Origin of the sequence: Erythrobacter sp. (genome assembly GCA_019739335.1) — a bacterium.
Taxonomy (GTDB): domain Bacteria; phylum Pseudomonadota; class Alphaproteobacteria; order Sphingomonadales; family Sphingomonadaceae; genus Alteraurantiacibacter.
This window is the reverse complement of record CP073261.1, coordinates 76,361-98,073: the sequence shown is the minus strand read 5'-3', so window position 1 is coordinate 98,073 and position 21,713 is coordinate 76,361. Positions and strand designations below refer to the sequence as shown.

Annotated in this window: 24 protein-coding genes; 7 read left to right on the top strand and 17 right to left on the bottom strand. The window is 65.1% G+C overall.

What is annotated here, in order from left to right:
- Positions 1-69 precede the first annotated feature (69 nt).
- Positions 70-1,134: a DUF2332 domain-containing protein gene (locus tag JY451_00530; GenBank protein ID QZH76473.1), complete on the top strand. Its 1,065-nt coding sequence runs from the start codon at positions 70-72 to the stop codon at positions 1,132-1,134.
- Positions 1,135-1,204: 70 nt separating this feature from the next.
- Here JY451_00530 and JY451_00525 read toward each other — a convergent pair whose 3' ends face one another.
- From JY451_00525 to JY451_00505, 5 genes are all read right to left on the bottom strand, one after another.
- Complete coding sequence (locus tag JY451_00525) at positions 1,205-2,107, bottom strand: alpha/beta hydrolase (protein QZH75161.1); 903 nt, start codon at positions 2,105-2,107, stop codon at positions 1,205-1,207.
- A 1-nt stretch (position 2,108) separates the two neighbouring features.
- Entirely contained in the window at positions 2,109-2,606 is a 498-nt protein-coding gene (locus JY451_00520) for an FKBP-type peptidyl-prolyl cis-trans isomerase (protein ID QZH75160.1), read from the bottom strand.
- A 120-nt stretch (positions 2,607-2,726) separates the two neighbouring features.
- Positions 2,727-3,614: a pirin family protein gene (locus JY451_00515; protein ID QZH75159.1), complete on the bottom strand. Its 888-nt coding sequence runs from the start codon at positions 3,612-3,614 to the stop codon at positions 2,727-2,729.
- Positions 3,611-4,318: a glutathione S-transferase gene (locus tag JY451_00510; GenBank protein ID QZH76472.1), complete on the bottom strand. Its 708-nt coding sequence runs from the start codon at positions 4,316-4,318 to the stop codon at positions 3,611-3,613. Before JY451_00510 ends, JY451_00515 begins: the two co-directional genes overlap by 4 nt.
- Entirely contained in the window at positions 4,315-4,593 is a 279-nt protein-coding gene (locus tag JY451_00505; protein ID QZH75158.1) for a BolA family transcriptional regulator, read from the bottom strand. The genes JY451_00510 and JY451_00505 overlap by 4 nt, the downstream gene beginning before the upstream one ends.
- Before the next feature lie 55 nt (positions 4,594-4,648).
- Here JY451_00505 and JY451_00500 point away from each other — a divergent pair, with 55 nt between their 5' ends.
- Entirely contained in the window at positions 4,649-5,239 is a 591-nt protein-coding gene (locus JY451_00500) for a DnaJ domain-containing protein (protein QZH75157.1), read from the top strand.
- Between the two features lie 72 nt (positions 5,240-5,311).
- Here the strand turns inward: JY451_00500 and JY451_00495 are convergent, their stop codons facing one another.
- From JY451_00495 to JY451_00460, 8 genes are read right to left on the bottom strand one after another with little or no spacing between them, the layout of a single operon-like run.
- The gene (locus JY451_00495; GenBank protein QZH75156.1) at positions 5,312-6,175 is read right to left on the bottom strand and encodes a DUF2236 domain-containing protein; all 864 of its coding nucleotides are present in this window, start codon (positions 6,173-6,175) and stop codon (positions 5,312-5,314) included.
- Between the two features lie 41 nt (positions 6,176-6,216).
- Positions 6,217-6,822, bottom strand: coding sequence for a glutathione S-transferase N-terminal domain-containing protein (locus tag JY451_00490; GenBank protein QZH75155.1), 606 nt, complete (start codon positions 6,820-6,822; stop codon positions 6,217-6,219).
- 22 nt (positions 6,823-6,844) lie between these two features.
- Positions 6,845-7,498 (bottom strand): glutathione S-transferase family protein, encoded by a 654-nt coding sequence (locus JY451_00485; GenBank protein QZH75154.1) that lies wholly within the window; start codon positions 7,496-7,498, stop codon positions 6,845-6,847.
- Entirely contained in the window at positions 7,495-8,172 is a 678-nt protein-coding gene (locus JY451_00480; protein ID QZH75153.1) for a dihydrofolate reductase, read from the bottom strand. Before JY451_00480 ends, JY451_00485 begins: the two co-directional genes overlap by 4 nt.
- Positions 8,173-8,175: 3 nt before the next feature.
- The gene (locus tag JY451_00475) at positions 8,176-8,658 is read right to left on the bottom strand and encodes a VOC family protein (GenBank protein ID QZH75152.1); all 483 of its coding nucleotides are present in this window, start codon (positions 8,656-8,658) and stop codon (positions 8,176-8,178) included.
- A gap of 2 nt (positions 8,659-8,660) precedes the next feature.
- Entirely contained in the window at positions 8,661-9,476 is an 816-nt protein-coding gene (locus tag JY451_00470) for a VOC family protein (protein QZH75151.1), read from the bottom strand.
- 43 nt (positions 9,477-9,519) lie between these two features.
- Positions 9,520-9,873, bottom strand: a complete 354-nt coding sequence (locus JY451_00465; protein QZH75150.1) for a DUF1428 domain-containing protein — start codon at positions 9,871-9,873, stop codon at positions 9,520-9,522.
- Between the two features lie 2 nt (positions 9,874-9,875).
- The gene (locus JY451_00460; protein ID QZH75149.1) at positions 9,876-10,550 is read right to left on the bottom strand and encodes a glutathione S-transferase family protein; all 675 of its coding nucleotides are present in this window, start codon (positions 10,548-10,550) and stop codon (positions 9,876-9,878) included.
- A 198-nt stretch (positions 10,551-10,748) separates the two neighbouring features.
- On the opposite strand from JY451_00460, the gene JY451_00455 reads away from it, so the two are divergent.
- Positions 10,749-11,369: a helix-turn-helix transcriptional regulator gene (locus JY451_00455; protein ID QZH76471.1), complete on the top strand. Its 621-nt coding sequence runs from the start codon at positions 10,749-10,751 to the stop codon at positions 11,367-11,369.
- On the opposite strand, the gene JY451_00450 is transcribed toward JY451_00455, so the two are convergent.
- On the bottom strand, positions 11,366-12,025 hold the full coding sequence (locus JY451_00450; protein ID QZH75148.1) for a glutathione S-transferase family protein: 660 nt from the start codon (positions 12,023-12,025) through the stop codon (positions 11,366-11,368). The genes JY451_00455 and JY451_00450 overlap by 4 nt on opposite strands.
- Before the next feature lie 80 nt (positions 12,026-12,105).
- On the opposite strand from JY451_00450, the gene JY451_00445 reads away from it, so the two are divergent.
- From JY451_00445 to JY451_00435, 3 genes are all read left to right on the top strand, one after another.
- Positions 12,106-13,089, top strand: a complete 984-nt coding sequence (locus JY451_00445; GenBank protein ID QZH75147.1) for an AAA family ATPase — start codon at positions 12,106-12,108, stop codon at positions 13,087-13,089.
- Between the two features lie 108 nt (positions 13,090-13,197).
- Complete coding sequence (locus tag JY451_00440) at positions 13,198-14,832, top strand: M28 family peptidase (GenBank protein QZH75146.1); 1,635 nt, start codon at positions 13,198-13,200, stop codon at positions 14,830-14,832.
- Positions 14,833-14,974: 142 nt separating this feature from the next.
- Complete coding sequence (locus tag JY451_00435; protein QZH75145.1) at positions 14,975-15,916, top strand: hypothetical protein; 942 nt, start codon at positions 14,975-14,977, stop codon at positions 15,914-15,916.
- 59 nt (positions 15,917-15,975) lie between these two features.
- On the opposite strand, the gene JY451_00430 is transcribed toward JY451_00435, so the two are convergent.
- Positions 15,976-17,679 (bottom strand): SMP-30/gluconolactonase/LRE family protein, encoded by a 1,704-nt coding sequence (locus JY451_00430; GenBank protein ID QZH75144.1) that lies wholly within the window; start codon positions 17,677-17,679, stop codon positions 15,976-15,978.
- A complete protein-coding gene (locus JY451_00425; protein ID QZH75143.1) occupies positions 17,676-18,056 on the bottom strand; it encodes a hypothetical protein in 381 nt (126 codons plus the stop codon). Before JY451_00425 ends, JY451_00430 begins: the two co-directional genes overlap by 4 nt.
- Positions 18,057-18,243: 187 nt before the next feature.
- Here JY451_00425 and JY451_00420 point away from each other — a divergent pair, with 187 nt between their 5' ends.
- Positions 18,244-20,436, top strand: coding sequence for a transglycosylase domain-containing protein (locus JY451_00420; protein ID QZH76470.1), 2,193 nt, complete (start codon positions 18,244-18,246; stop codon positions 20,434-20,436).
- 128 nt (positions 20,437-20,564) lie between these two features.
- On the opposite strand, the gene JY451_00415 is transcribed toward JY451_00420, so the two are convergent.
- Complete coding sequence (locus tag JY451_00415; GenBank protein ID QZH75142.1) at positions 20,565-21,674, bottom strand: zinc-binding dehydrogenase; 1,110 nt, start codon at positions 21,672-21,674, stop codon at positions 20,565-20,567.
- Positions 21,675-21,713: the final 39 nt, after the last annotated feature.

Here is a 21,713-nt window from a genome sequence, read left to right as displayed (position 1 = left end):
CACTGGAAAAGGGCAATGCGGATGGCAGGCGGGCAAAAGGCGGTAGGTGCAGCAAGCGGGCGCAAGGTGATGGAGATCGCCAGCGTCGCAGAAGCGATTGCGTGGCAGGCTGATCACGCCGAGCGCGCGGGCGCACCCTGCAATGCGCGACTGATCCGGGGATTGTTGACGCTGCTGGATGGCGAGACCGTCACGGGACGGCGGATGGCGGCCTGGCAGGGTTTGACGCTGGAAGACGCGATGCCGCTGCGCGTGGCGGGCGGGTTTCACTGGCTGTTCCTGACCGGCGAAGCGCCACGGCTGGGCGACCTATACCAGGGCCGGATAGCGGACCAGGGGCAGGCCGATGCACTGGTGTCCGACACTGCGCACACATTCGATCACGTACTGCTGGCGTGGCTCGACAGCCCGCCGCAGACCAACGAGGCGGGGCGCTCTGCCAGCGTGATGGCGGCACTGTTGTGGCTGTTCGGGCGGCTGGGGCCGTGCTTCGAACTCAACGAGATTGGCGCAAGCGCGGGGATCAACACCATGATGGGGCGCTTTGGCTTCGATCTGGGCGGGGTGAGGACGGGGCTATCAGAGTCTCCGGTGCAAATCGTGCCTGAATGGCGCGGGCCGCCGCCACCTGACCATCCGGTCGAGATTGTTGGCGCAAAAGGCTGTGACGTAGCTCCGGTCGATCTGACTGACCCTACACAGGCACTGCGACTGAAGGCCTACATCTGGCCCGATGCGACCGAGCGGATGGCGCGGATGGATGCGGTGATCGCGATGGCGGAACAGGAGCCGCCCGATCTGGCAAAGCAGGATGCCGCGCACTTCGTCGCCGAACGGCTGGCGGCAGAGCGGCAGGCAGGCGTCACCCGCGTGCTGTTCCACACGGTGATGTGGCAGTACCTCCCCATTGCGACGCGCGAAGCGATCACGCAGGCGATGGAAGCGGCGGGGGCATTGGCGACGGTGGAAAAGCCGCTGGCGTGGATTGCGGTGGAGACCAACCGGGCGACTTTCCGCCACGAATGCGTTGTGCGCTATTGGCCGGGCGGGGCGGAGGAAGTGCTGCTCGGCGAGGCGCACCCGCATGGGGCTTGGGTGGAGTGGGGAGACGATAACTACGACCGCTCAGCCTGAGCCTGTCGAAGGCCACGCACCCAAGGTCAGCGAGCGTCCTTCGACAGGCTCAGGACGAGCGGATCTGGGGCTAGGGGGCCGTTTTCTGCAAAAACCGCTCCATCGCCGCGTTGACCGCTTCGGGCGCTTCCCACGGCACGAAATGCCCGGCATCGGCAATCCGCTCCACGGTCAGGTCGCTCACCCAGTCGGGCAGGCGCTCGACATTGGCGGGCAGCAGAGCTTCGTCCTCCATGCCCCAGATCACCAGCGTGGGAATTTCGATCTTGGGGAACGGCGGGGGAGCAAACCCGGCGGGCAAGCCGACAGGCTCCTCCAACGACGGGACATGCAGCTCGCTGGCGCGGTACCAGTTGAGCATGGCGAAGGCGCGATCGGGATCGCTCCATTGCTCCAGCAGCAGCGCCACTTCCGCCGGATCGTTGGCCGCGCGCCGGTTCCACTTGATCGCCTGCATCAGCAGCGCCGCCAGCCCGTGCTCGCGCACGAGCGCATCATTGGCAGGATCGCGGAACGCACGCATGTACTGGCTGGCCGCGCGCTGCTCGCGGTCCTCCAGCAGCAATTGCGCGAATACCGCCGGGTGCGGCGCATTGGCGATCACGGCGCGGGTCACCTGCCCGGTCGCTTGCCCGAACGCTGCCACCAGCCAGGCAATCGCGCCGCCCCAGTCATGGCCGATGATCGTATAGCCGGGGAGGCCAAGAGCCTGCGCCAGCAGGGCAATATCCTGCGCCAGCGCCATCGGTTCGTAATGCTCGACACCTTCAGGCCGCGACGAATTGCCGTAGCCGCGCTGATCGGGCGCAATGCAGCGAAAGCGATCGGCGAAATGCGCGATCTGGTGCCGCCAGGTGCGGTGATTTTCGGGGAAGCCGTGGAGGAAAAGCAAAGCGGGCGCATCGCGCGGGCCAGAATCCCGGACATCGAGTTCGATGCCGCTGGAGAGCTTTACCCGCGCCAGCTCGCTCACCTCACACGCCCCGGCTGGGAATGCCGAGAAGTTCGATGGTGAACAGCAAGGTCGCCCCGCCGGGGATCGGCCCGCGCCCCTGCAATCCGTAGGCACTCCCTGCCGGGATCACGATCTCCGCAGTATCGCCCACGCCCATGTAGGGGATGGCGACCTGCCAGCCGCGAATCAGGCCGGAGAGCGGGAAAGTCGCCGGTTCGCCGCGCGCTACCGAGCTGTCGAACACCGAACCATCGGTGAAACTGCCGGTATAGTGGATCGTGATTTCGTCCTGCACGGTGGGGGCAGGGCCGGTGCCGCTGCCTGAGGTGCGGCGAAACATGATCCCGTCCGCCAGCCGGTGCCAGCCGTCGGCGGCGCTCAGCGAATGCAGCGCGCTCTGCTGGGCGTTGTGCCACTCGATGGAGCCGGGAGCGCCGGGCGCGGGGGCAGGAGCCTCCTGCGCCAAGGCGGGGGTGGCGAGAAACAGGGCGACGATGGGGAGGATGATGGTTTTCATGTGGGGCGGGATAGCGCGCAAATTTACCCACGTCATCCCGGACTTGATCCGGGATCCGGCTACTTTTTCGTCCGCCAGAATTAGCGGGACCCCGGATCAAGTCCGGGGTGACGAAGGGGTCTACGGATAGCTCACAGTCTTGGGCGCACCCTCGGGCAGAGGGATAAACTCCGCCTCATCGCCGGGAACCTTCGCAAACCGCCCCTCACGCCAGTCGGCCTTGGCCTGTTCGATCCGCTCCCGATCCGAGCTGACGAAATTCCACCAGACGTGGCGCTTGGTGGCGAAAGCCTCTCCGCCGAGCAGCATCGCCCGCGCGCCGCTGCGGCTGGCAAGCGTCATCGCCTCACCCGGCTTGAGCACGACCAGATCGTACAAATTCAGCGCTTCGCCATCGAGGCTCGCCTCGCCGCCGACCAGCATCACCGCGCGTTCGTCCGCTTGCGGGTCGATGGGAATCGACCCGCCAGCCTCCAGCAGGATCTCGGCGTAGATCGTTTCGGCATGGCAGGTCGTTCGCGCCCGCGCGCCCCACAGCTCGCCCATGATGACGCAGGCCCGCGCGCCGCCCGCCTCGACCCACGGCAGGTCGCTCACCGCTTCGAAGGCCGGATCGATTTCCTCCTTGCCGTCGGGCAGGGCGAGCCAGGTCTGCATTCCGTAGAGCTTCGGCCCGCGCACACGTTCATCCTGCGGGCTGCGTTCCGAATGGACGATGCCGCGCCCCGCCGTCATCAGGTTCACCGTGCCGGGGCGTATGGTGGAGAAAGTGCCGAGGCTGTCACGATGATCGATCGCGCCCTCGAAGAGCCACGTCACCGTGGCCAGATTGATATGCGGATGCGGCCGCACATCCATGCCCGTGCTCAAGTCGAGTTGCGCCGGGCCGAACTGGTCGACAAACACGAACGGCCCGACCATTCGGCAATCCACACTCGGCACCGCGCGGCGCACGGTGAAGGCACCAAGATCGTGGCTGACGGGGGTGACGGTCTTGAGAATGCTCATAGGTCGTCCAACTCCTCGTAATGCCGGAATATCCCGTCCTCGTTGAAATCCAGCCGGTGCTCGCTCGCGAGATAGGCGGCGAGGCCGTCGATCTCCGGCACCGCGCCTTGCAGGCCTTCCAGCCACACCCAGGTGCCGCGCATTTCCTTCATGTAGTTCGAGAAAGCGTAATCGAGCCCCTCCATCACCTGGAACAGGCTGGTATCGACATGGGTGGCTTGCTGGCCGAGCACGAATGGCCCGCCGCTGGCCGCAATCGCATTGTCGAAATGGATCAGGTACTTGGGAATCCGTTGCGCGCGGAAATACCCGGCCTTTTCGAAGGCGGCATCCATCTGGTCGGCGTAGAACAGTTCATTCGCGATCGGGTGGTGGACGCTGTGGACCTCCTCCACGAAATCGCTGATGTCGAGCTGGAGCTGGATCAGTTGCAGGTCCACTTCCAGCTCGCCTGAACCCAGCCCGTGCTTGTCGGTCAGGTAGGCGAGGATGTGCGCGGTTTGCCCGATCACCACCTCGTCATCGACGATATAGGGCGGAGCGAAGGGGCGGATGCCGGTGAGGCCGTGCATATGCTCGACCAGCGCATCGGCACCCTGCTCGCGCGCCATATCGGTATAGTCGATCCCGAAGGCCTCGCAGAACAGGCGGATGAACTCGCCGCGCCCCGGAATGTCAGGCCAGTACCAGAGTTCCACGCTTATCTCCCCTCACCGGGCGCGTGGCACTTCAGGGCGAGGGCGTGGACGCGCTGGCCGGGAATATCGCCCAGCGCGGCGAGCACCATGCGCTGCCGGGCCAGGCGGTTCTTGCCCGCAAAAGCCGCGCTTTCCACCACCACGGTGAAATGCGATTCGCCGCTGCCGTCGTCGCCCATGTGGCCCGCGTGCTGGCCGCTATCATTGATAACCTGGAGGTGGGTGGGGGCAAGCGCCTGCGTCAGCAGGGCTTCGATCTCGGCTTGGACGGTTCCGCTCATGACGTGAAACTTGGGGGTTCCCTTCGGCGGGTGCAATCCCCATTCTTGGCCGCCCATGCGCAACCAGCGATTCCACGGACGTTACGAAAGCGAAGGCCGCACCTGCGAACATCCGACCTGCCGCGAGGCGGGCGAGTTCCGCGCGCCGGGCAGCCGCGGCAATTCGCGCGACGGGCCGGGCGACTGGCGCTGGTTCTGCCTTGAGCACGTGCGTGAATTCAACGCCGGGTACGACTGGTTCGAAGGCATGAGCGCCGACGAGATCTACCGCGCGCAGGCCCCCGGTGCGGGCTGGGCGACCGAAACTCCCGCTTTCCGGCCCAATGCCGGGATGGACGGAATGCCGCGCTGGGCCGACTTCGCCGATCCGCTCGATGCCATCGGCGCGCGCATGGCGAACATCCGGCGCGCAGCGGCGGGCGAGAACTTCAGCGATTCCAGCCGCTTCACCCCGCGCGAACGCGAAGCGCTGAGCGTGATGGGGCTGGGCCCGAAGACCGATCGGGCGGAATTGCGGCGGCAGTACTCGGTGCTGGTGCGGCGCTATCATCCGGATCGCAACGGCGGCGACCGTTCGCACGAGGGGCGGTTGCAGCGGGTGGTGGAAGCATACCAGTTGCTGCGGCGGGCGACGGCGTTCGCTTGAGCAAAAGAGTGGGTCCCCGCGTAGGCGGGGACCTCGTGCGCATGTAAAACAGATCCCCGCCTGCGCGGGGACTCAGCGTGGGGGCCGTTGCCCGAAGGCCCAGCGCATTGTCCCGCCCAGCGCGCCGGTCACGAACCGTGACGGCAAGGCCGCCAGCCCCGGCGACTCCAGCGCCAGCATCGGGCGCGCGAACGGCGGCAGCAGGCCTATGGCAGCGTTGGCGAGGAAGGGCTGGATTGCTCCGGCGGCACCGGGCGGGCGGCTTTCGACCACCAGCCGCGCAATTTCCCGCGCTTCGGGGGTAGCGCGCAGATCGCTGCGCATTTCGCGGAACAGCTCCTGCGCCTCGGCCTTGGTGTCCGGCACCGGGTCCGCGCCAAGTTTGCGGGCGATCAGCGCGAACTGGCGGAAATACTCGTCCTGCTCGGCCAGCGGCATGGCCGGGCGGACATAGACCAGCCAGGCTTCGAGGAACATCATCGCTTCGGTGACATGCACCCAGGCCAGCGTCCGCGGCGCGGTGGCGGCGTAGGGCGTTCCGTCCGCCAGCGTGCCCTTGACGCTCGCGTGGATGCGATTGACCCGTGCTATGGCCGCCTCGGCATCGTCCCGGTGCCCGTAAGTCGTCACCGCGATGAATCGCGCGGTGCGGCGCAGGCGACCGTGCATATCGGCGCGAAAGTCGGAGAAATCGAGCACCCCCTGCAAGGCATGGGGGTGGAGCATCTGCAACAGCAGCGCCGCCATCCCGCCCACCATCATGCTGACAATGTCAGCATGGACCATCCGGATCGGCGTGTCGGGCGCGAAGAAAGCCATATCCGACGGCGGGACTGGCACCTCGCCCTTGGCCGGATCATTGAATGCCTCGCGCACCCGCTGCGCCAGCTTTTGCCGGGCGAGTTCCACCGGATCGGGAAAGCTCCGTTGCACCATCGCCCGCTATGTGGGGCAGGGCAGGGGCGATTGCGAGAGGTTCAGCCGCCCAGCTGTCCGAGCGTTGCCTGATAGGCGTCGCGCGCTTGCAAACGAGCCTGATAGGCGCGGAAGCTGGGTCGGTCGGTCAGTGAGCCGAAACCCAGCCCCCAATCGACCTGGCTGCCGACATAGACATCGGCCATCGTAAACCTCGCACCGCAGACGAAATCGTGGCCCTGCAACCAGTTGTCGAGCGCATCGACCATGCGAGCGTAACTGCCGAACCCCACAGTGCCTTCCTGCCGCGCATCCTGCGGCTCCCATCCCAGCGCCTTGTTGGTGACCGCCGCTTCCATCGGCCCCGCAGCGAAGAACAGCCAGCGCCAGTAATCCGCCTTTTCTCCCTCACGCGGAAGCAGGTCGGGCGCTTCCATTTCGGCGAGATAGTGGCAGATCGCGGCGCATTCGGTAATCACCCGATCGCCGTCCGCTGCATGATGGATGACAGTCGGAATCTTGCCCATCGGATTTGCTTCGAGCAGCGCGGCAGGCTTGGCCTCCCACTCTACCATTGCGATTTCCGGCTGTACGTCGACTTCTGCAAAGGCCCATTGCGCGATCAGCGCGCGGCTCATCGGATTGAAGAACAGGGTGTAGCTGGACATCGACTTTCTCCGATAGCTGGTTTCAGTCCCGGTCAGGCGCGCCGAGCGGGAAGAGCTTGCGGTAAGGGCGCGCCGCATTCACGCAAAGGACCACCGGTTCAAGGGCCAGCAGTTCCGCGCGCAGAGCCTGCAACTGCGGGTACTCATCAGGGATCGGTTCCACCCAGTCAGCGTAGAACAGGGACGGAGCAGCAGCACAGGTGACGAGGCTGACATGCGGCGGCAGGCCAACGCGTCCGAGCCAGTCTTCCAGCCAGCGATAGGCCTTATGCAAGCCCGCGCGCCCGGCGAAGACTTCGTCCGGATCGGGGTCGGAAGCATTGGCAATATAGGCAGCAACTACCCGCTGCATATTTGCCATCACGTAGTTGTCGAACACTCTGTCGATCATCCGCGCCCGCAAGGCTTCGGCAGGATCGTCGGGGATCAGCGAAGCGTCCCCGGGGTGATGTACCGCCAGGTATTCGATGATGCTGGTCGCTTCTACCACCACCTTCTCGCCATCCTGCAACACCGGAAACTTGCCCCCGGGGTGCGCCATCGCGACGAAGCTCGAATTGTCCGGATGGCCAGGATCGACCATGCGAAAGCGGTGTTCGGTGCCATTGGCGTGGAGCGCGATCTGCGCCTTCCACGTGTAGCTGGAGAAGGGGTGACCATAAAGTTGCAGCATCACCAGGTGCCTTCGCGCATCCGCTGCTGGCGGGCAAGTTCTTCCGGCGTTGGGTCGGGCAACTGGAAGTCGGCGATCTTTACCTGGCCGTCGGGCTCGTAAGTGGACATCAGCGTGCCGCCGGGGGTCTGCCGCTGTTCGACCAGCTTCCATGCACCAGCGCCGGTGCTCCCGTCGGTATTGGCGCCGAACAGCCGCTTGCCGCTGCCGAGCACGACCGGCGCGACCATCAGCACCAGCCGGTCGATCAGTCCGCGCGCCAACAGCGGCGGGTAGAGCGTAGAACTGCCCTGGATCACCAGATCCGGCCCCCCGTTTTCCTTTAGCGCGGCCACGGCATCGATATCGGCGAGCGCATGGCTGCCCTGCCACGCCAGCGGCTCATCCGAGGAGGTCAGCACGTATTTGGAAATGCCCGCAAACAGCGTGCCGATTTCGCCATCGTCGGCCAGCGCGGGCCAGTGGGCGGCGAAAATATCGTAGGTTCGGCGGCCGAGCAGCAGGTCGAACGGCGGCTTGAAGACGGTATCGACCTGATGCCCGATCGCTTCCTCGAACAGCGCGGCGAACCAGCCGCCGTGTTCGAAGCCGCCGGTGGTGTCCTCGTCGGGTCCGCCGGGCGCCTGCATCACTCCGTCGAGAGAGAGGAACGCGGCCCCGGTGATCTTGCGCGGCATCGCCTATTCTCCCCTGATCGCCGCTTCGATAGCGGCATGATCGATCTTTTTCATCGCCATCATGGCTTCAAACGCGCGCTTGGCAGATCCAGGATCGCTGCTCGTGGTCGCCTCCATCAGCACGCGGGGAGTGATCTGCCACGAAATGCCCCAGCGGTCCTTGCACCAGCCGCACATGCTTTCCTGCCCGCCGTTGCCGACGATGGCGTTCCAGTAGCGGTCGGTTTCCTCCTGGCTGTCGGTCTGGACCATGATCGAGAAGGCTTCGCTGGCAGTGAAATGCGGTCCGCCGTTTAGGCCCAGGCAGGGCAAGCCGCAGACGGTGAATTCCACCGTCAGCACCGCGCCTTCGGACGAAGAGGGGTTGTCCGAGGGCGCGCGATGCACCGCGCCCACCGAACTGTCGGGGAAAGTCGCGGCGTAGAACCGCGCCGCATCTTCCGCGCCCGAGTGATACCAGATACAGTTGATTGCCTTGGGAGCCATGGTCACGCTCCCCGGCTGCCGACGAGCGCGAAATATGCACCTTGCGGGTCGATGGCATTGAGCGAAAAATCGCCGCCCGGGATTTCCATCGGCTCCTGCATGACGCTGCCGCCGTTGCCCTTTATGTAGGCGACCGCTGCGTCGATATCCGCAACGCGGAAGTAGAACGTCCAGGCCGATACCGGCATTTCCGGCGGCTTCGCCCAGACTGCGCCGAGCATTCCCTGCCCCATCGGCGATCCGTCGGGCGCGCGTCCTGCGTGGCGCAGGAATTCGTATTTGCCCAGCGGCCCCATGTCCATCTCGCCGTCTTTCACCCAGCCAAATCGCTGGCCGTAGAACTGGAGCGCCGCCGCCGGATCGCTGGTGGCAAGTTCGTTCCAGGCGCAGTGCCCGAGGCGCGGGCGATCATAAGAGAAGGCGTGGATTTCCATATCGGGCCTGTCCGCCGGGGGTTGCGGCTTCATGATGTAGAATGCCGCGCCCTGCGGATCGGTGACCATCGCCATGCGGCCGACGTTCTCCATGTCCCGCGCCGGCCACAAGGTGCGTCCGCCGCTTCCTTCGATGGACGCGACCATCTGATCGACGTCGTCCACCAGTACATAGCCGATCCACCCCGGACGGGCACCGCCCGCCATCATGTCGTCGCTCAGCGCCAGGATGCCGCCTATGCCGCCCTCGGTTGCCTCGATATGGCGATAGGCGGGGTCCCCGCTGATTGTCCAGTTCAGCAGAGGGGCGTAGAACTGCTCCGCTGCCGGGGCGTCGCTGGTCATCAGTTCGTACCAGATGAAGTCGCCGTGATGATTTGCCATCGCTTTTCTCCTGTTCGTTGCCGAGTGCCTGCGATCGAAGCGGTCAGCGCCCCATCGTGAAGATCGGCGCGAACCCGCCCCAGATCATCCGCATCCCGTCGAACGGCATTTCGCCCATCTGCGCGAAGTACTCGTCCTCCTGCATCTTGGCGTGGCTGGCATCGCAAGTGGCCTTGTCGGGCCAGATCATCCACGAAAAGACGATCTTCTCGCCGGGCTCGGCCTTGGTCGCCATGCGGAAATCGGTGACCTTGCCGTCGGTCACATCCTCTTCCCACGCCTCGACAATTTCGGTCACGCCATATTCGGCGAACTTGGCGGCGGCGCTTTCGGCCATGGCGCGATAGGCTTCCTTCTTGCCCTCGGGCACCGCGATCAAAAATCCCTGGATATACATGCTCAGGCTCCTTCCTCTTCTTTTGGGTTGTCCTCCACAAAATCGGCAAGTTGCGCCGCCATTGCCCGCTTATATGCCGGGCGGGCATGGCCGCGCGCGCAATAGGCGGCGAGGTGTGGCTGGGCTTCGATTAGCGCATCGTCGGCGTTGGCCAGCACCGTGACCATCGCGATATCGGCGATGGAGAAGGTACCCGCCAGCCAGTCCTTGTCACCCAGTGCATCGGCCAATCGTTGCAGGCGTTTTTCGGCAAAGGGGCGCAGGGCGGCAGCGGCTTCACCAGACCAAGACTTGTCTTGATGAAAGAGGATGACGGTGACGAGCTGCATCAGCCCCGGCTCGATCGAATTGAGCGCCGCGAACAGCCAGCTGATTGCCTGCCAGCGCGCCTGAGGCTTGGCAGGGAGCAGCGTCGGATGCGCCTCGGCGAGGCGCAGCAGGATCGCGCCGGTCTCGAACATCTGCACTTCGCCATCGCGCCAGGCGGGAACCTGATCGAACGGTTGCCACGCGACGTAATCCTCGCCGCGCGGCAGCATCGCATTGAGGAGCACGGTTTCGTAGGGCTGGCCGACTTCCTCCAGCGCCCAGCGCACACGCAGATCGCGGACGCGACCCTTGGCGAAATCGGGCACCCAGGCGAAGGCAGATAGGATGGGGATCGCAGAACCTGTCACGGAGTGACACCGGGGTTCATGAAGATCATCTGCCTCATAGTCTTTCTCCTTCTTCCCCTACTTTCACACTTGGCGACTCGGACTTGAGATTCGTGCCTGACTGAGTTACAGAAAGCAACTATGAAGTTACAAAAAGAAACTAAAGCGCCCGATACGCACGGCAAGTGGTACGCTGACGCCTGTGGGACCGCGTTCGGGCTGGAAGTGCTGGGGGAGCGGTGGGCGATGCTGATCGTGCGCGAATTGCTGCTCGGTCCGCGGCGTTTTTCCGATCTGCGCGAGACCCTGCCCGGGATCAGCGCCAAGGTACTGACCGAGCGGCTCGAAGGACTGGCGGGCTGGGGCGTTTTGGAAAAGAAGCAGTTGCCGCCGCCGGTGCCCGCGCAAGTCTATGAACTCACCGAATGGGGTTACACCGCCGGACCGGCGATCAACGAACTGGGGCGCTGGGCCGCGCGATCCTGCCGTCACAATCCCAACCTTCCGCTCTCTGCCGCTTCGCTGATGTCCTCGATGCAGACGATGCAATTGCCGCAGCTCGCGCAGGCACCGGATCAGGTGATCGGAATGCAGGTGGGGCGCGAGTACTTTCGCGTCGCTATCGAAGGCGGGAAACTGTCCACCACCCGCGCCGGAATGGCCGAAGGCGATGCGGTGCTGCGGGCGAAGTCAGCGCGGACGATTGCCGGAGCAATCTATGCCGATATTCCGCTGTCGGTGCTCGAAGCCGAAGCCGGACTGGCGATGGAGGGCGACCGGGCGCTGGTCGAACGTTTCGTCAGGCTGTTCGCCCTGCCGCCAAAGCTGGACGCGCGCTAGCCCTGCCGATGTTCACCGCTGGTGCGGGCCGACTCGACCAGAGCAGCCTCCGACACGGCAACGGCGACCCACGCCGGACGCGAATGCACCCGCGCCAGCCAGTCTTCCGTGCGCGGGCGGGTGGTGACGTCCATCCCGTAGGCCATTGTCCGCAGGCAGGCCGCCACTGCTATGTCGGCCAGCGAGAAAGCCTCTCCCGCCAGCCAGCCCTCCTCAGGAACCTGCATCTCCAGCCAATCGAGCAGCGGCTGCACCTTCGCCTCGGCAGCATCGGCAGCCTCAAGATCGCCCGCAATGCCCAGCAGATCCGGCCCGATCCAGCGGTTGAACCCGATGGCACGCGCAGTGTCCGCCAGCAGGGTATCGGCGAATTCGTCGAACATCACCGCCCGCCCGCGGGCCTGCGGATCGCGGGGAAGCAGCGGCGGGGCGGGGTGCTTCGCGTCGAAGTAGTGCGCAATCGCGCTCGAGTCCGCCAGCGTAAAGCCGTCATCATCGATTGCGGGCATCATCCCGAACGGGCTGGCGGCGAGGAACGGCGGGGAGGGCCTGTGCGGGGTCGCGGGAATGAGCCAGTAGGAGAGGCCCTTCTCCTGCGCCACCAGCAGAACCTTGCGGACATAGGGGCTCGTCGGAAACCCGTAGATCGTCAGCATCGCCGCCCCGCCTTTCGTAACCCTTGCGCCCGACATCCCTGTTGCAGCACTGCAGCCTCCCGTCTAGGCACCCGCGCGAGATGAACGACATGACCAGCAAGCCCGACTCCGCCTCCACCGTCCTCGCCGCGCCCGACATCGAAGTCGATGTGCGCGAGACCTTCGGCATCGATATCGACATGAAGGTACCCGCCTTCAGCAAGGCGGACGAGCGCGTGCCCGATCTGGATGGCAGCTACGTGTTCGATCCGGACACCACGCTGGCGATCCTTGCCGGGTTCGCCTTCAACCGCCGGGTGATGGTGCAGGGCTATCACGGCACCGGCAAGTCGACGCATATCGAACAGGTCGCCGCGCGGCTGAACTGGCCGACCATCCGTATCAATCTCGACGCGCATATCAGCCGGATCGACCTGATCGGCCGCGATGCCATCGTGCTGCGCGACGGCTTGCAGGTGACTGAATTCCGCGAAGGTCTGCTGCCCTGGGCGCTCCAGCACCCGGTGGCGCTGGTGTTCGACGAATACGACGCGGGCCGCCCGGACGTGATGTTCGTGATCCAGCGCGTGCTCGAACAGGCGGGCAAGCTGACCCTTCTCGACCAGAACCGGGTGATCCGCCCCGATCCGCATTTCCGCCTGTTCGCCACGGCCAACACCGTGGGGCTGGGCGATACCAGCGGGCTTTATCACGGCACCCAGGCGATCAACCAGGGGCAGATGGACCGCTGGAACATCGTCGTCGGGCTGAACTATCTGCCTGCGGAGACCGAGCGCAGGATCGTCGGCGCCAAGACCACGCTCGATGCCAAGCTGGTGGCGGACATGATCCGCGTGGCGGACCTCTCGCGGCAGGGCTTCATGAACGGCGATATCTCCACCGTCATGAGCCCGCGCACGGTCATCACCTGGGCGCAGAACACCGAGATATTCGGCGATCCGGGCTTCTCCTTCCGCCTCAGCTTCCTCAACAAGTGCGACGAGGCGGAACGCGCGCTGGTGGCCGAATATTACCAGCGCGTGTTTGGCACGGAACTACCCGAAAGCGTCGTCACCAAGGCATGATCTTCGCTCGTCGGGGAGGGACGTACGGCTCCCTCTTGCGCCGCGCGCAATCGCGTGTAGCACTCGTGCACACTAACAGCTTTTGCGCGAGAAGGGCCAGCCGCTCCGATGAAAACCATGACCGCTTTGGCCGCACTTGCGCTGGCGCTTGCCGCCACTCCGGCAGCAGCAGAGGAGCCTCTGGCGAACCGTGCAACGCTGGAGAACGATGTTCGCGTGCTTGCCGACGATGCGATGCAGGGGCGCGAGGCGGGAACTCCCGGCTATCAGATGGCGGCGGACTATGTCGCCGGAAGGTTCGAATCGCTGGGATTGCGGCCAGGGGGCGACGAAGGCACATATTTCCAGAACTTTTCGCTCGTACGCCATTCGCAGGCGGCGGACAGCCGCCTCGCGCTCGTCGATGCAGCGGGCAATTCGATCAAAGTCGGGTTCGGTGATGATTTCGTCGGCGGCGGCATGTCCAGTGCGGGCGGGGAAGACGGTCGCGGGTTGGTCGACGCGCCGCTGGTGTTCGTCGGCTATGGACTCGACATGCCCGAACTGGGGCACACCAGCTTCGAGGGGGTGGACCTGACCGGAAAGGTCGCGGTGTGGGTGTTCGACCTGCCCGAGGATATCGATCCGCTGCTGGCGATGCATATGCAGCAATCGATGGCGAGTCGCTTTGCAGCTACCGGCGCGGTCGGATCGATAATGCTCTGGACTCCGGAGATGAACCTGATGGTGCCCTGGTATCAGGGGCGCAATTTTTTCACCCAACTGGGCGGCACCACCTGGATCGGCCCGGATGGAGTGGCGCATGATCAAGGCGGCAGTCTGGAATTCCAGTTTGTCGCGTCGCCGGAAATGTCGCGGCGGCTCATGGAAGGCCAGCCGGTCGATTACGATGCCATTTCCGTGGCGCAGGCTGGGGGAATGACGCCGCTGCCCAGTTTCGACACGGGCATGCGCGCTCGCGCCAGCTATGCCAACAGGCTCGAACCGCTGCTCGACACAGCAAATGTCATTGCAGTGCAGCCGGGCACGGATCCGCTGGTCGCAGACCAGTATGTGGTGATTACCGCGCATCTCGATCACGTCGGGATCGAACCCGGTCACGGTGCGAATAACGATCGTTTGTTCAACGGCGCGATGGATAACGCCAGCGGGGTTGCCACCCTGCTGGAAATGGCGCGGCTGCTGGCGGCAGAACCGCCGCGCCGCCCGGTGCTCTATGTGGCGCTGGGTGCCGAGGAGATGGGTCTGCTCGGTTCGTCCTATCATGCCGCACATCCGGGGATTCCGGGCGGCGAACTGGCGGTGAACGTCAATGTCGACATGCCGATCCTCACCTGGCCGTTCAGCGATGTGGTCGCCTTTGGTGCAGACCGTTCCAACATCCTGGCGCCGGTGGGTGCTGCGGTGAGCGAATACCGGCTCAAACTGGTGCCCGACCCCAATCCCTCCGAAGGCTTTTTCTTCCGTTCGGACCAATACTCCTACGTCCAGCGTGGCATTCCCGCTGTCTATCTGGATATCGGCTTCGGCAACGGAGGGGATGTGGCGCAGACCCAGTTCCTCGACACGCACTACCACCAGCCTTCGGATGAAGCCGAACTGCTCGATTACGAACAGCTTGGCCGGTTCGCCGATCTGGCGACAGTGGTGGCGCGCAACGTGGCTGACATGCAGGCGCGCCCAGCATGGCTGCCGGGCGATTTCTTCGGCTCGACTTTCGGCGGGCCGGTAGCAGGCGAGTAAATCGCGCCGGAGTGTTGCTCCAACGCGCCAGCCTCCAAGTAAAATATCCTTAACGCGCTTGCGCGTGAAAAAAGCGGGCGTAGCATCATGCCCAGCAGCGCGCCCGCACTGTGATGCTTCAAGGTAATCGGGGATATATAGAATGTTCAGGGATTTCCGTTCCGGTTTGCAGGATTTCGCCACGCTCGGTTTCGAGCCTCAGGGTCGCGCGCTGGGGCGCGGCGGGGTTTTGCCCATGCCGGGCACGGTCGAACTGGTTGACCTGACGCGGCAGATCGATGTCGATCATTTCATGTACGCCAAGCCGACCAACCCTGGCGGCGGCGGCGGTGGCGGCGGCGGCGGTGGCGGCGGCGGCGGTGGCGATGGTGGTGGAACCACTTTCAGCCCCTATACTTCGGGACCGAGCGATGCCGCTTCCGGCTTCAACATCACGATCGTCTTTGAAGGAACATGGAGCCAGGCGATTTACGATATCTTCGTGGCGGCGGCAGATTTCTACACCGCACTGATCGTGGGTGATTTGCAGGACGTGACCATTACCAGCGGTCGCGGCAAGCGCGCGACCACGACCGAGATCGACGATATTACCATCACTGCGTCGCTCATCACCATCGATGGCGCGGGCGGGGTGCTCGGCCGTGCCGGGCCGACGGCGCTGCGCACCGCCAATTCGTTGCCCGCCACGGCGATCATGGAATTCGACATCGCCGATGCCGATGATTTCAATGCGCTCGGCCTGTTCGACGATATCGTGGTGCACGAAATGGGCCACACGCTGGGCTTTGGCACGATCTGGGATCGGCTCGGCCTGATCAATTCCGACAACACCTTCGCCGGGCTGCTGGCGCAGGCCGCTTCGCTGGTGGAATTCGGCACCAGCGAAATCGCGGTGGAAACCGATGGCGGGCCGGGCACTGCCTTCGGCCACTGGGACGAGGATACCTACACCAACGAACTAATGAGCGGCTACATCGACAACAGCAATTATTTCAGCGACATGAGCGGAGCGAGCTTCGGCGATCTTGGCTATACGCTGGCGGCCAACTGGGAACTGGTTGTCGATAACTACAACGTCGCCTGAAACTTAGGCAGAAACTACAACAGGACGGGGCGGGTGCTGCGGCATCCGCCCCGTTTTGCCTACGGGGCGTCCATTCCGGCAGAGAGCATAGGCAAGTTGTACACCGTCATCGCCACGTTGCGCACGCCTTCTGGCGTAGCCCAGTCCTCTCCTTCAGGGGTGCGCGCACCCATCGCCCCGACATAAAGCGTGCGACGGCTTGACCCCGCGAAAGCCAGGGTGATCGCGCGGCGCGGGACGGGGATTATGCCCAATTGCGCGCCGTCCGGAGCGAAGACGTAGATGCCCGCGTGACCAGTCACATAGAGCCGCCCCTCGGCATCCACCTCCATTCCGTCCCCGCCGAATCCTTCGGTGTCGGCGCTCAGTGTGGCGAAGGTCCGCTGGTTGGAAGCTGCGCCTGCTGCGTCGAGATCGAAGGCGACTATTGTGGTGCGGTCGGTGACATAGAGCGTCCGCCCATCCGGGCTGGTGGTCACTCCGTTGGTGAAGGCAGTGGGGGTATAGACCAGCGTCGTCGCTCCGTCGGCAGCCACGTGATAGAGCGCGCCCTGCGTGATCCACGCCCCGCCACGCCCGTCGGCGTGCAGATCGTTGAGGCGTCCGAGCGAAGAGCCGTCGCTGAAGCTGTTGGCGATCACTCGCCTTTCGGGTGAAAGTTGTACGACAGCAGAGGGACGATCACAGCCAAGCTGGCTCAGCCCCGGATCTGTGCAGGCGCGCTCGACAGCGTATACGCGGCCCTCGTTATCCACCGAAACCGCCCCCGCGCCCAGCACATAGGGCACTTCGACAAAGGCCGCGCCCGCTGGCGTGAGCCGCCAGACCGCATTGCTCTGCTCCTGTGCGAACAGCAGGTGGCCCTGCGGCGAAGCACTCATCCCGTCCGCCGTCATCGGACCGGACCAGGCGATCTCCCACTGTGCGCCCTCGGCGAGCACACCCTCGATGGCGGGCAGGGCGAGGTCGGTCTCGTCATCGCCCGGCATTTCGATGGTGTTGAGATCGCCGTCGAACCCCGTGCGATCGTTGTCCCAATCGAACTGCACCATCCGGTCAAAGCCCTCGTCGCGCACGAAGGCGACTTGCACCTGCCACGGCTCGGTCAGAGTTGCGGGATCGGTGATCGTCATGTCGGAGACCAGCCGGTCGCCCTCCATCCGGATCCGCTCGACATAGCGCGCGTCCTCGGAAAAGGGCGGTGCGCCGTGGAAGAAATCGCTCGGCGTGGTGACCATGATGGTTTCCACCACCAGCGTGTCGCCTTCCCAATGGCCCACCGATGTGCCGTAGGTGGTGGGCCACAGATCGAGCGGATCGGGCATGGCCCGCCCGTCGGTGTAGATGTGCCGCACCTCGTCGTACGAATTGACGATCACCACTTCTTCCGGGGTGATGGTGACTTGCAGCGGCGTCGCCGCGTTCATCATCATCGGGAAGCCCCAGCCGCTCGCCTTGCGCCCGCGTGCCGCGGCGCGGACATCTATGCGGCGTTGCTGGCCCTCGGCGGTCCACGGCGCGCTGGCCCCGTTGAGCCGCATGGTATCGGGCAGCGCCTCGCCATTCGCACGCGCTTCGGCAATTGCCGGATTGTGCCCACCGATGGAGGTGCCGACCTGCAATTCGCTGACCCAGTAGCCGGGCCAGTGCGGCAGTTGTGCGAAGACTTCGGCGCGCGATTCTTCAGCCTCCTGCGATCGCGCCGGAGTGGTGAATGCGACAAGGGCAACACCCGCCGCCAACGCGGCAAATGCGCGCTTCATCGCCGGTTGCTCCCGATCGGATTGCCCTCGGCATCGGTCACATCGAGCACCGCGCCGCCGGGCCTGCCGCTGCGCAAGGGATTGAGCCGAACCCGCACTTCGGTGCCCGCGCGCAAGGTGCGTGGACGCCAGCCGCGTGCGTAGAGATAGACGGGCGAGCCCATTTCCAGGCTCCATTCCACCGCTTCGCCCGCGCTGTTTTCGGCATCGAGCTGGATATAGGCGTGCGGGTTGGTCCACTGGAACTGCCGCACCGTGCCGCTCAGCACCACTTCGCGATCCTGATCGAACATCGCCATCGAATGATGCGCGGCGGAATCCCCCGCCACCAGCATCACGCCGCAGCAAGCCGCCGCAGCGGCGAACATCAAACGCATATCAGCTCTCCCAAGCCATTCTTATTGTGCAAGGCATCCTGCCACTTGTAGCGGGGCAGGTCATCACCTGATATTCAGACAGAATGGCGCAAATGATGCGACAAACAGGAAACCTTGCAAGTCGCCCCATGGCCGATTCCCGCTCGCCACTGCTGTATTATCCTGCTAACACAGCAGCGTGAACCAGATGTGGCCATTCGATTCCAACCGCCGCAATCCGCCGGACCCGCGCTGGGACGAGCGCGATCTGGCGCTCGAATCAGCGCCGTGGACACCGCTGCACGGACTGGATGAGGCGGGCGAGTTCCCGCCCGGAGATTATCGCCGCGACGACTATCCCGGCACCTACCTGCCCCCCGCCATCCCGCAGAAGGGCTGGCGGCGGTTCATCCCCCGCCGTGCGCAGAACCGTTCATGGGGCTGGTGGATCGGCCGATGGATCGCTGCCTTCCTGATGCTGTTCATTGTGCTGGTCGGCTGGCTGGCGATCACCGCGCCGCTCAACAAGTCGCTCCAGCCGATAGCCCCGCCGCAGATCACCCTTCTCGCGGCCGATGGAACCCCGATCGCCCGCAACGGCGCGGTGGTGGGCGAGCCGGTGCTGGTCACCGAATTGCCCGAGCACGTGATCCAGCCGTTCCTCGCCATCGAGGACCGCCGGTTCTACCAGCACTGGGGCGTCGATCCGCGCGGGGTGGCGCGGGCGCTGTTCACCGGCGTGGGCGGCGGCTCGACGATCACCCAGCAGCTCGCCAAGTTCACTTTCCTCACGCCCGAACAGACGTTGACCCGCAAGGCGCGCGAGGCGCTGATCGCGTTCTGGCTGGAAGCCTGGCTGACCAAGGACGAGATCCTCGAACGCTACCTTTCCAACGCCTATTTCGGCGACAACATGTACGGTATCCGCGCCGCGAGCCTGCATTACTTCTACCGCCAGCCGGAAAACCTGCGCCCCGAACAGGCGGCGATGCTGGCCGGGCTGTTGCAGGCGCCGAGCCGCCTTGCCCCCACGCGCAATCCCGATCTCGCCGCCGCGCGCTATGCCCTGGTGAAGAATGCGATGGTGGCGGCGGGCTACATTACGCAGGAGCAGGCGGACGCAATGGCAGTGCCGACGCTGGACGTGCGCACCCGCAACGATCTGCCCACCGGGACCTATTTCGCCGACTGGGCGCTGCCCGAAGCGCGGCTGCTGTCGGACAACAGCTACGCCAGCCAGACGCTGACCACCACGCTCGACTCGCGGCTGCAGGAGATTGCGCGCCGCGCAATCGACCGCGCGCCGCTCGGCAGTGCGCAGGTGGCGCTGGTGGCGATGCGGCCCAATGGCGAAGTGGTGGCGATGATCGGCGGGCGCGATTACTCGGCCAGCCCGTTCAACCGCGCCACCCAGGCGCGCCGCCAGCCGGGTTCCACGTTCAAGCTGTTCGTCTATCTCGCCGCACTGCGCAACGGCTGGAGCCCGGACGACACGATCCCCAACACGCCTTTCACCGAGGGCACCTATCGCCCCGGCAATTACAACGAGAACTACTCGGACACGATCACCCTGCGAGATGCCTTTGCCCAATCCTCGAACGTGGCGGCGGTGCGGCTGTTCAATTCGGTGGGCAGCGAAGCGGTGATCGAGACCGCGCGCGAACTGGGCATTGCCTCGCCGATGGCAAGCGGTGATCCGAGCCTGGCGCTGGGCACCTCCACGATGAGCCTGCTCGAACTCACCGCCGCCTATGCCGGCGTGGCCGCCAATTCCTTCCCGGTTGAGCCGCGCGCCTTCCCGCAAGCGGAGGAAGGCTGGATCGAGTGGCTGACCAACGGGCGCGGCAGTCTCAATTCCTCCGACCATTCCGACATGGCGGACATGTTGCGCGCGGCGATCAACAGCGGCACCGGTCGCGCGGCGACGCTCTCGATCCCGAACTTCGGCAAGACCGGCACCACGCAGGACAACCGCGATGCGCTGTTCGTCGGCTTTGCGGGCGAGGGCGAGGATGCGCTGGTGGTCGGCGTGTGGATAGGCAACGATGACAATACCCCGCTCGACGGCGTGTCCGGCGGCGGCCTGCCCGCGCGGATATGGCGCGATTTCATGCAGAACGCGCTGGGGGCAAGGGCCGCGCCGCCGCGCCCGACGCCCTCGCCCGATCCCAGCGGTCCGGTGGAGCCGTTGGACGTGCCCAACCTCGACGACATCCCGCTCGGCGAAGGCCGCCGACTGATCATCCGCGATGGCGAAGCGGTGATCGTCACCGATATCGACGGAGTGCCGGTGGAAGTGGGTGTGGACGGGAACGGCGCGCGGTTCGATGTCGACGAGGACGCGCTCGAGCGGCGGGTCGAGGAAGAACTGCGCCGCGTGGGCGAGCCTGCGCCGCCGTAGCGGCTCGCAAAACGCAAAAATCTCGTCACTCCGGACTTGATCCGGGGTCCCGCTTATCCCGCGCCGAGACAAGCGGGACCCCGGCTCGGGGGCTGGGGTGACGTTCAATTGTTCTACGGGCAGAACCGTTACCCGTGCGGCGTCACCAGATACTTCTCGCCCGTCGCCATCTGCGCGTAGTCCATGATCGCTTCCTTGCTCAGCATTTCCTCCAGCCCGACGCGGGCCTTGTAGCTGCTGGCGAAGGTGGTGGTGAGCCCGGCGACGACGCGCTGGCGCAGGCCCATCAGCGTCGGCAGGTCGCAACTGGCGAGAAACGGCATCAGCAGCCAGCCCGATACGGTCCAGCCGAACCCGTAGCTGGGCGTGAGGATCGTCGGCCCGAGATCGAGCCGCCCGTAGATATGCATCGTCTTCGGCTTGTCCGAGCCATAGCGGTTGAATTCGGTCATCGCCGCTGCCGCCACCCGCTCCATCGCTCGCAGGCAGGTGTCGGTGGTGGTGCCGCCGCCGATCGGATCGAAGCCGATGAAGGCCTGCGTCTCGCCGATCGCCTTGGCGAGCTGCTTTTCGAAGAGGTCGGCAGAGGAATTGACCACGTGGGTCGCGCCCTGATCGCGCAGCAGCGTGGCCTGCGAATCCTTGCGGACGATGTTGACCAGTCCCAGCCCGTCCTCCTGGCAAATGCGGTTGAGCATCTGGCCAAGGTTGCTGGCGGCGGCGGCGTGGACCATCGCCGGCTGGCCCGCGCGCTTCGTGGTCTCGGCGAAGCCAAGCGCGGTCATCGGGTTGACGAAGCTCGCGGCGCCCTGTTCGCTGATGTGCTCGCCCAGCGGAATGCACATCATCGCTTCGGCCAGCGCATATTCGCTGAAGGCATTGCCCGGCACGCAGGCGACCCGCTGGCCGAGCAGGCCCTGCGCCATCGCTCCCTCGCCCGCCGCAATCACCGTACCCGCGCCTTCGTTGCCCACCGTCTGCGGCAGGCCATGCCGCGCGCTCTGCCCGGCGGCGACCTGCGGATGCACCCGCGCCACGATCCTGCCGGGGGAGTATTCCGCATTGGCGAGGTCCGCGCCGGTGGTCATCAGGAACAGGTCCGAAGGATTGATCGGCGCGGCTTCCATCCGCACCAGCACCTGGTTGGGTCCGGGGGCGGGAAAGGTGCGTTCCTGCAATTCCAGCGTCAGCGTGCCATCGGCGGTGAGGGTCGAGACAAGTTGGCGGCCTGTTGTCATCTATATATCCCTCTTCGTCATTGCGAGCGTAGCGAAGCA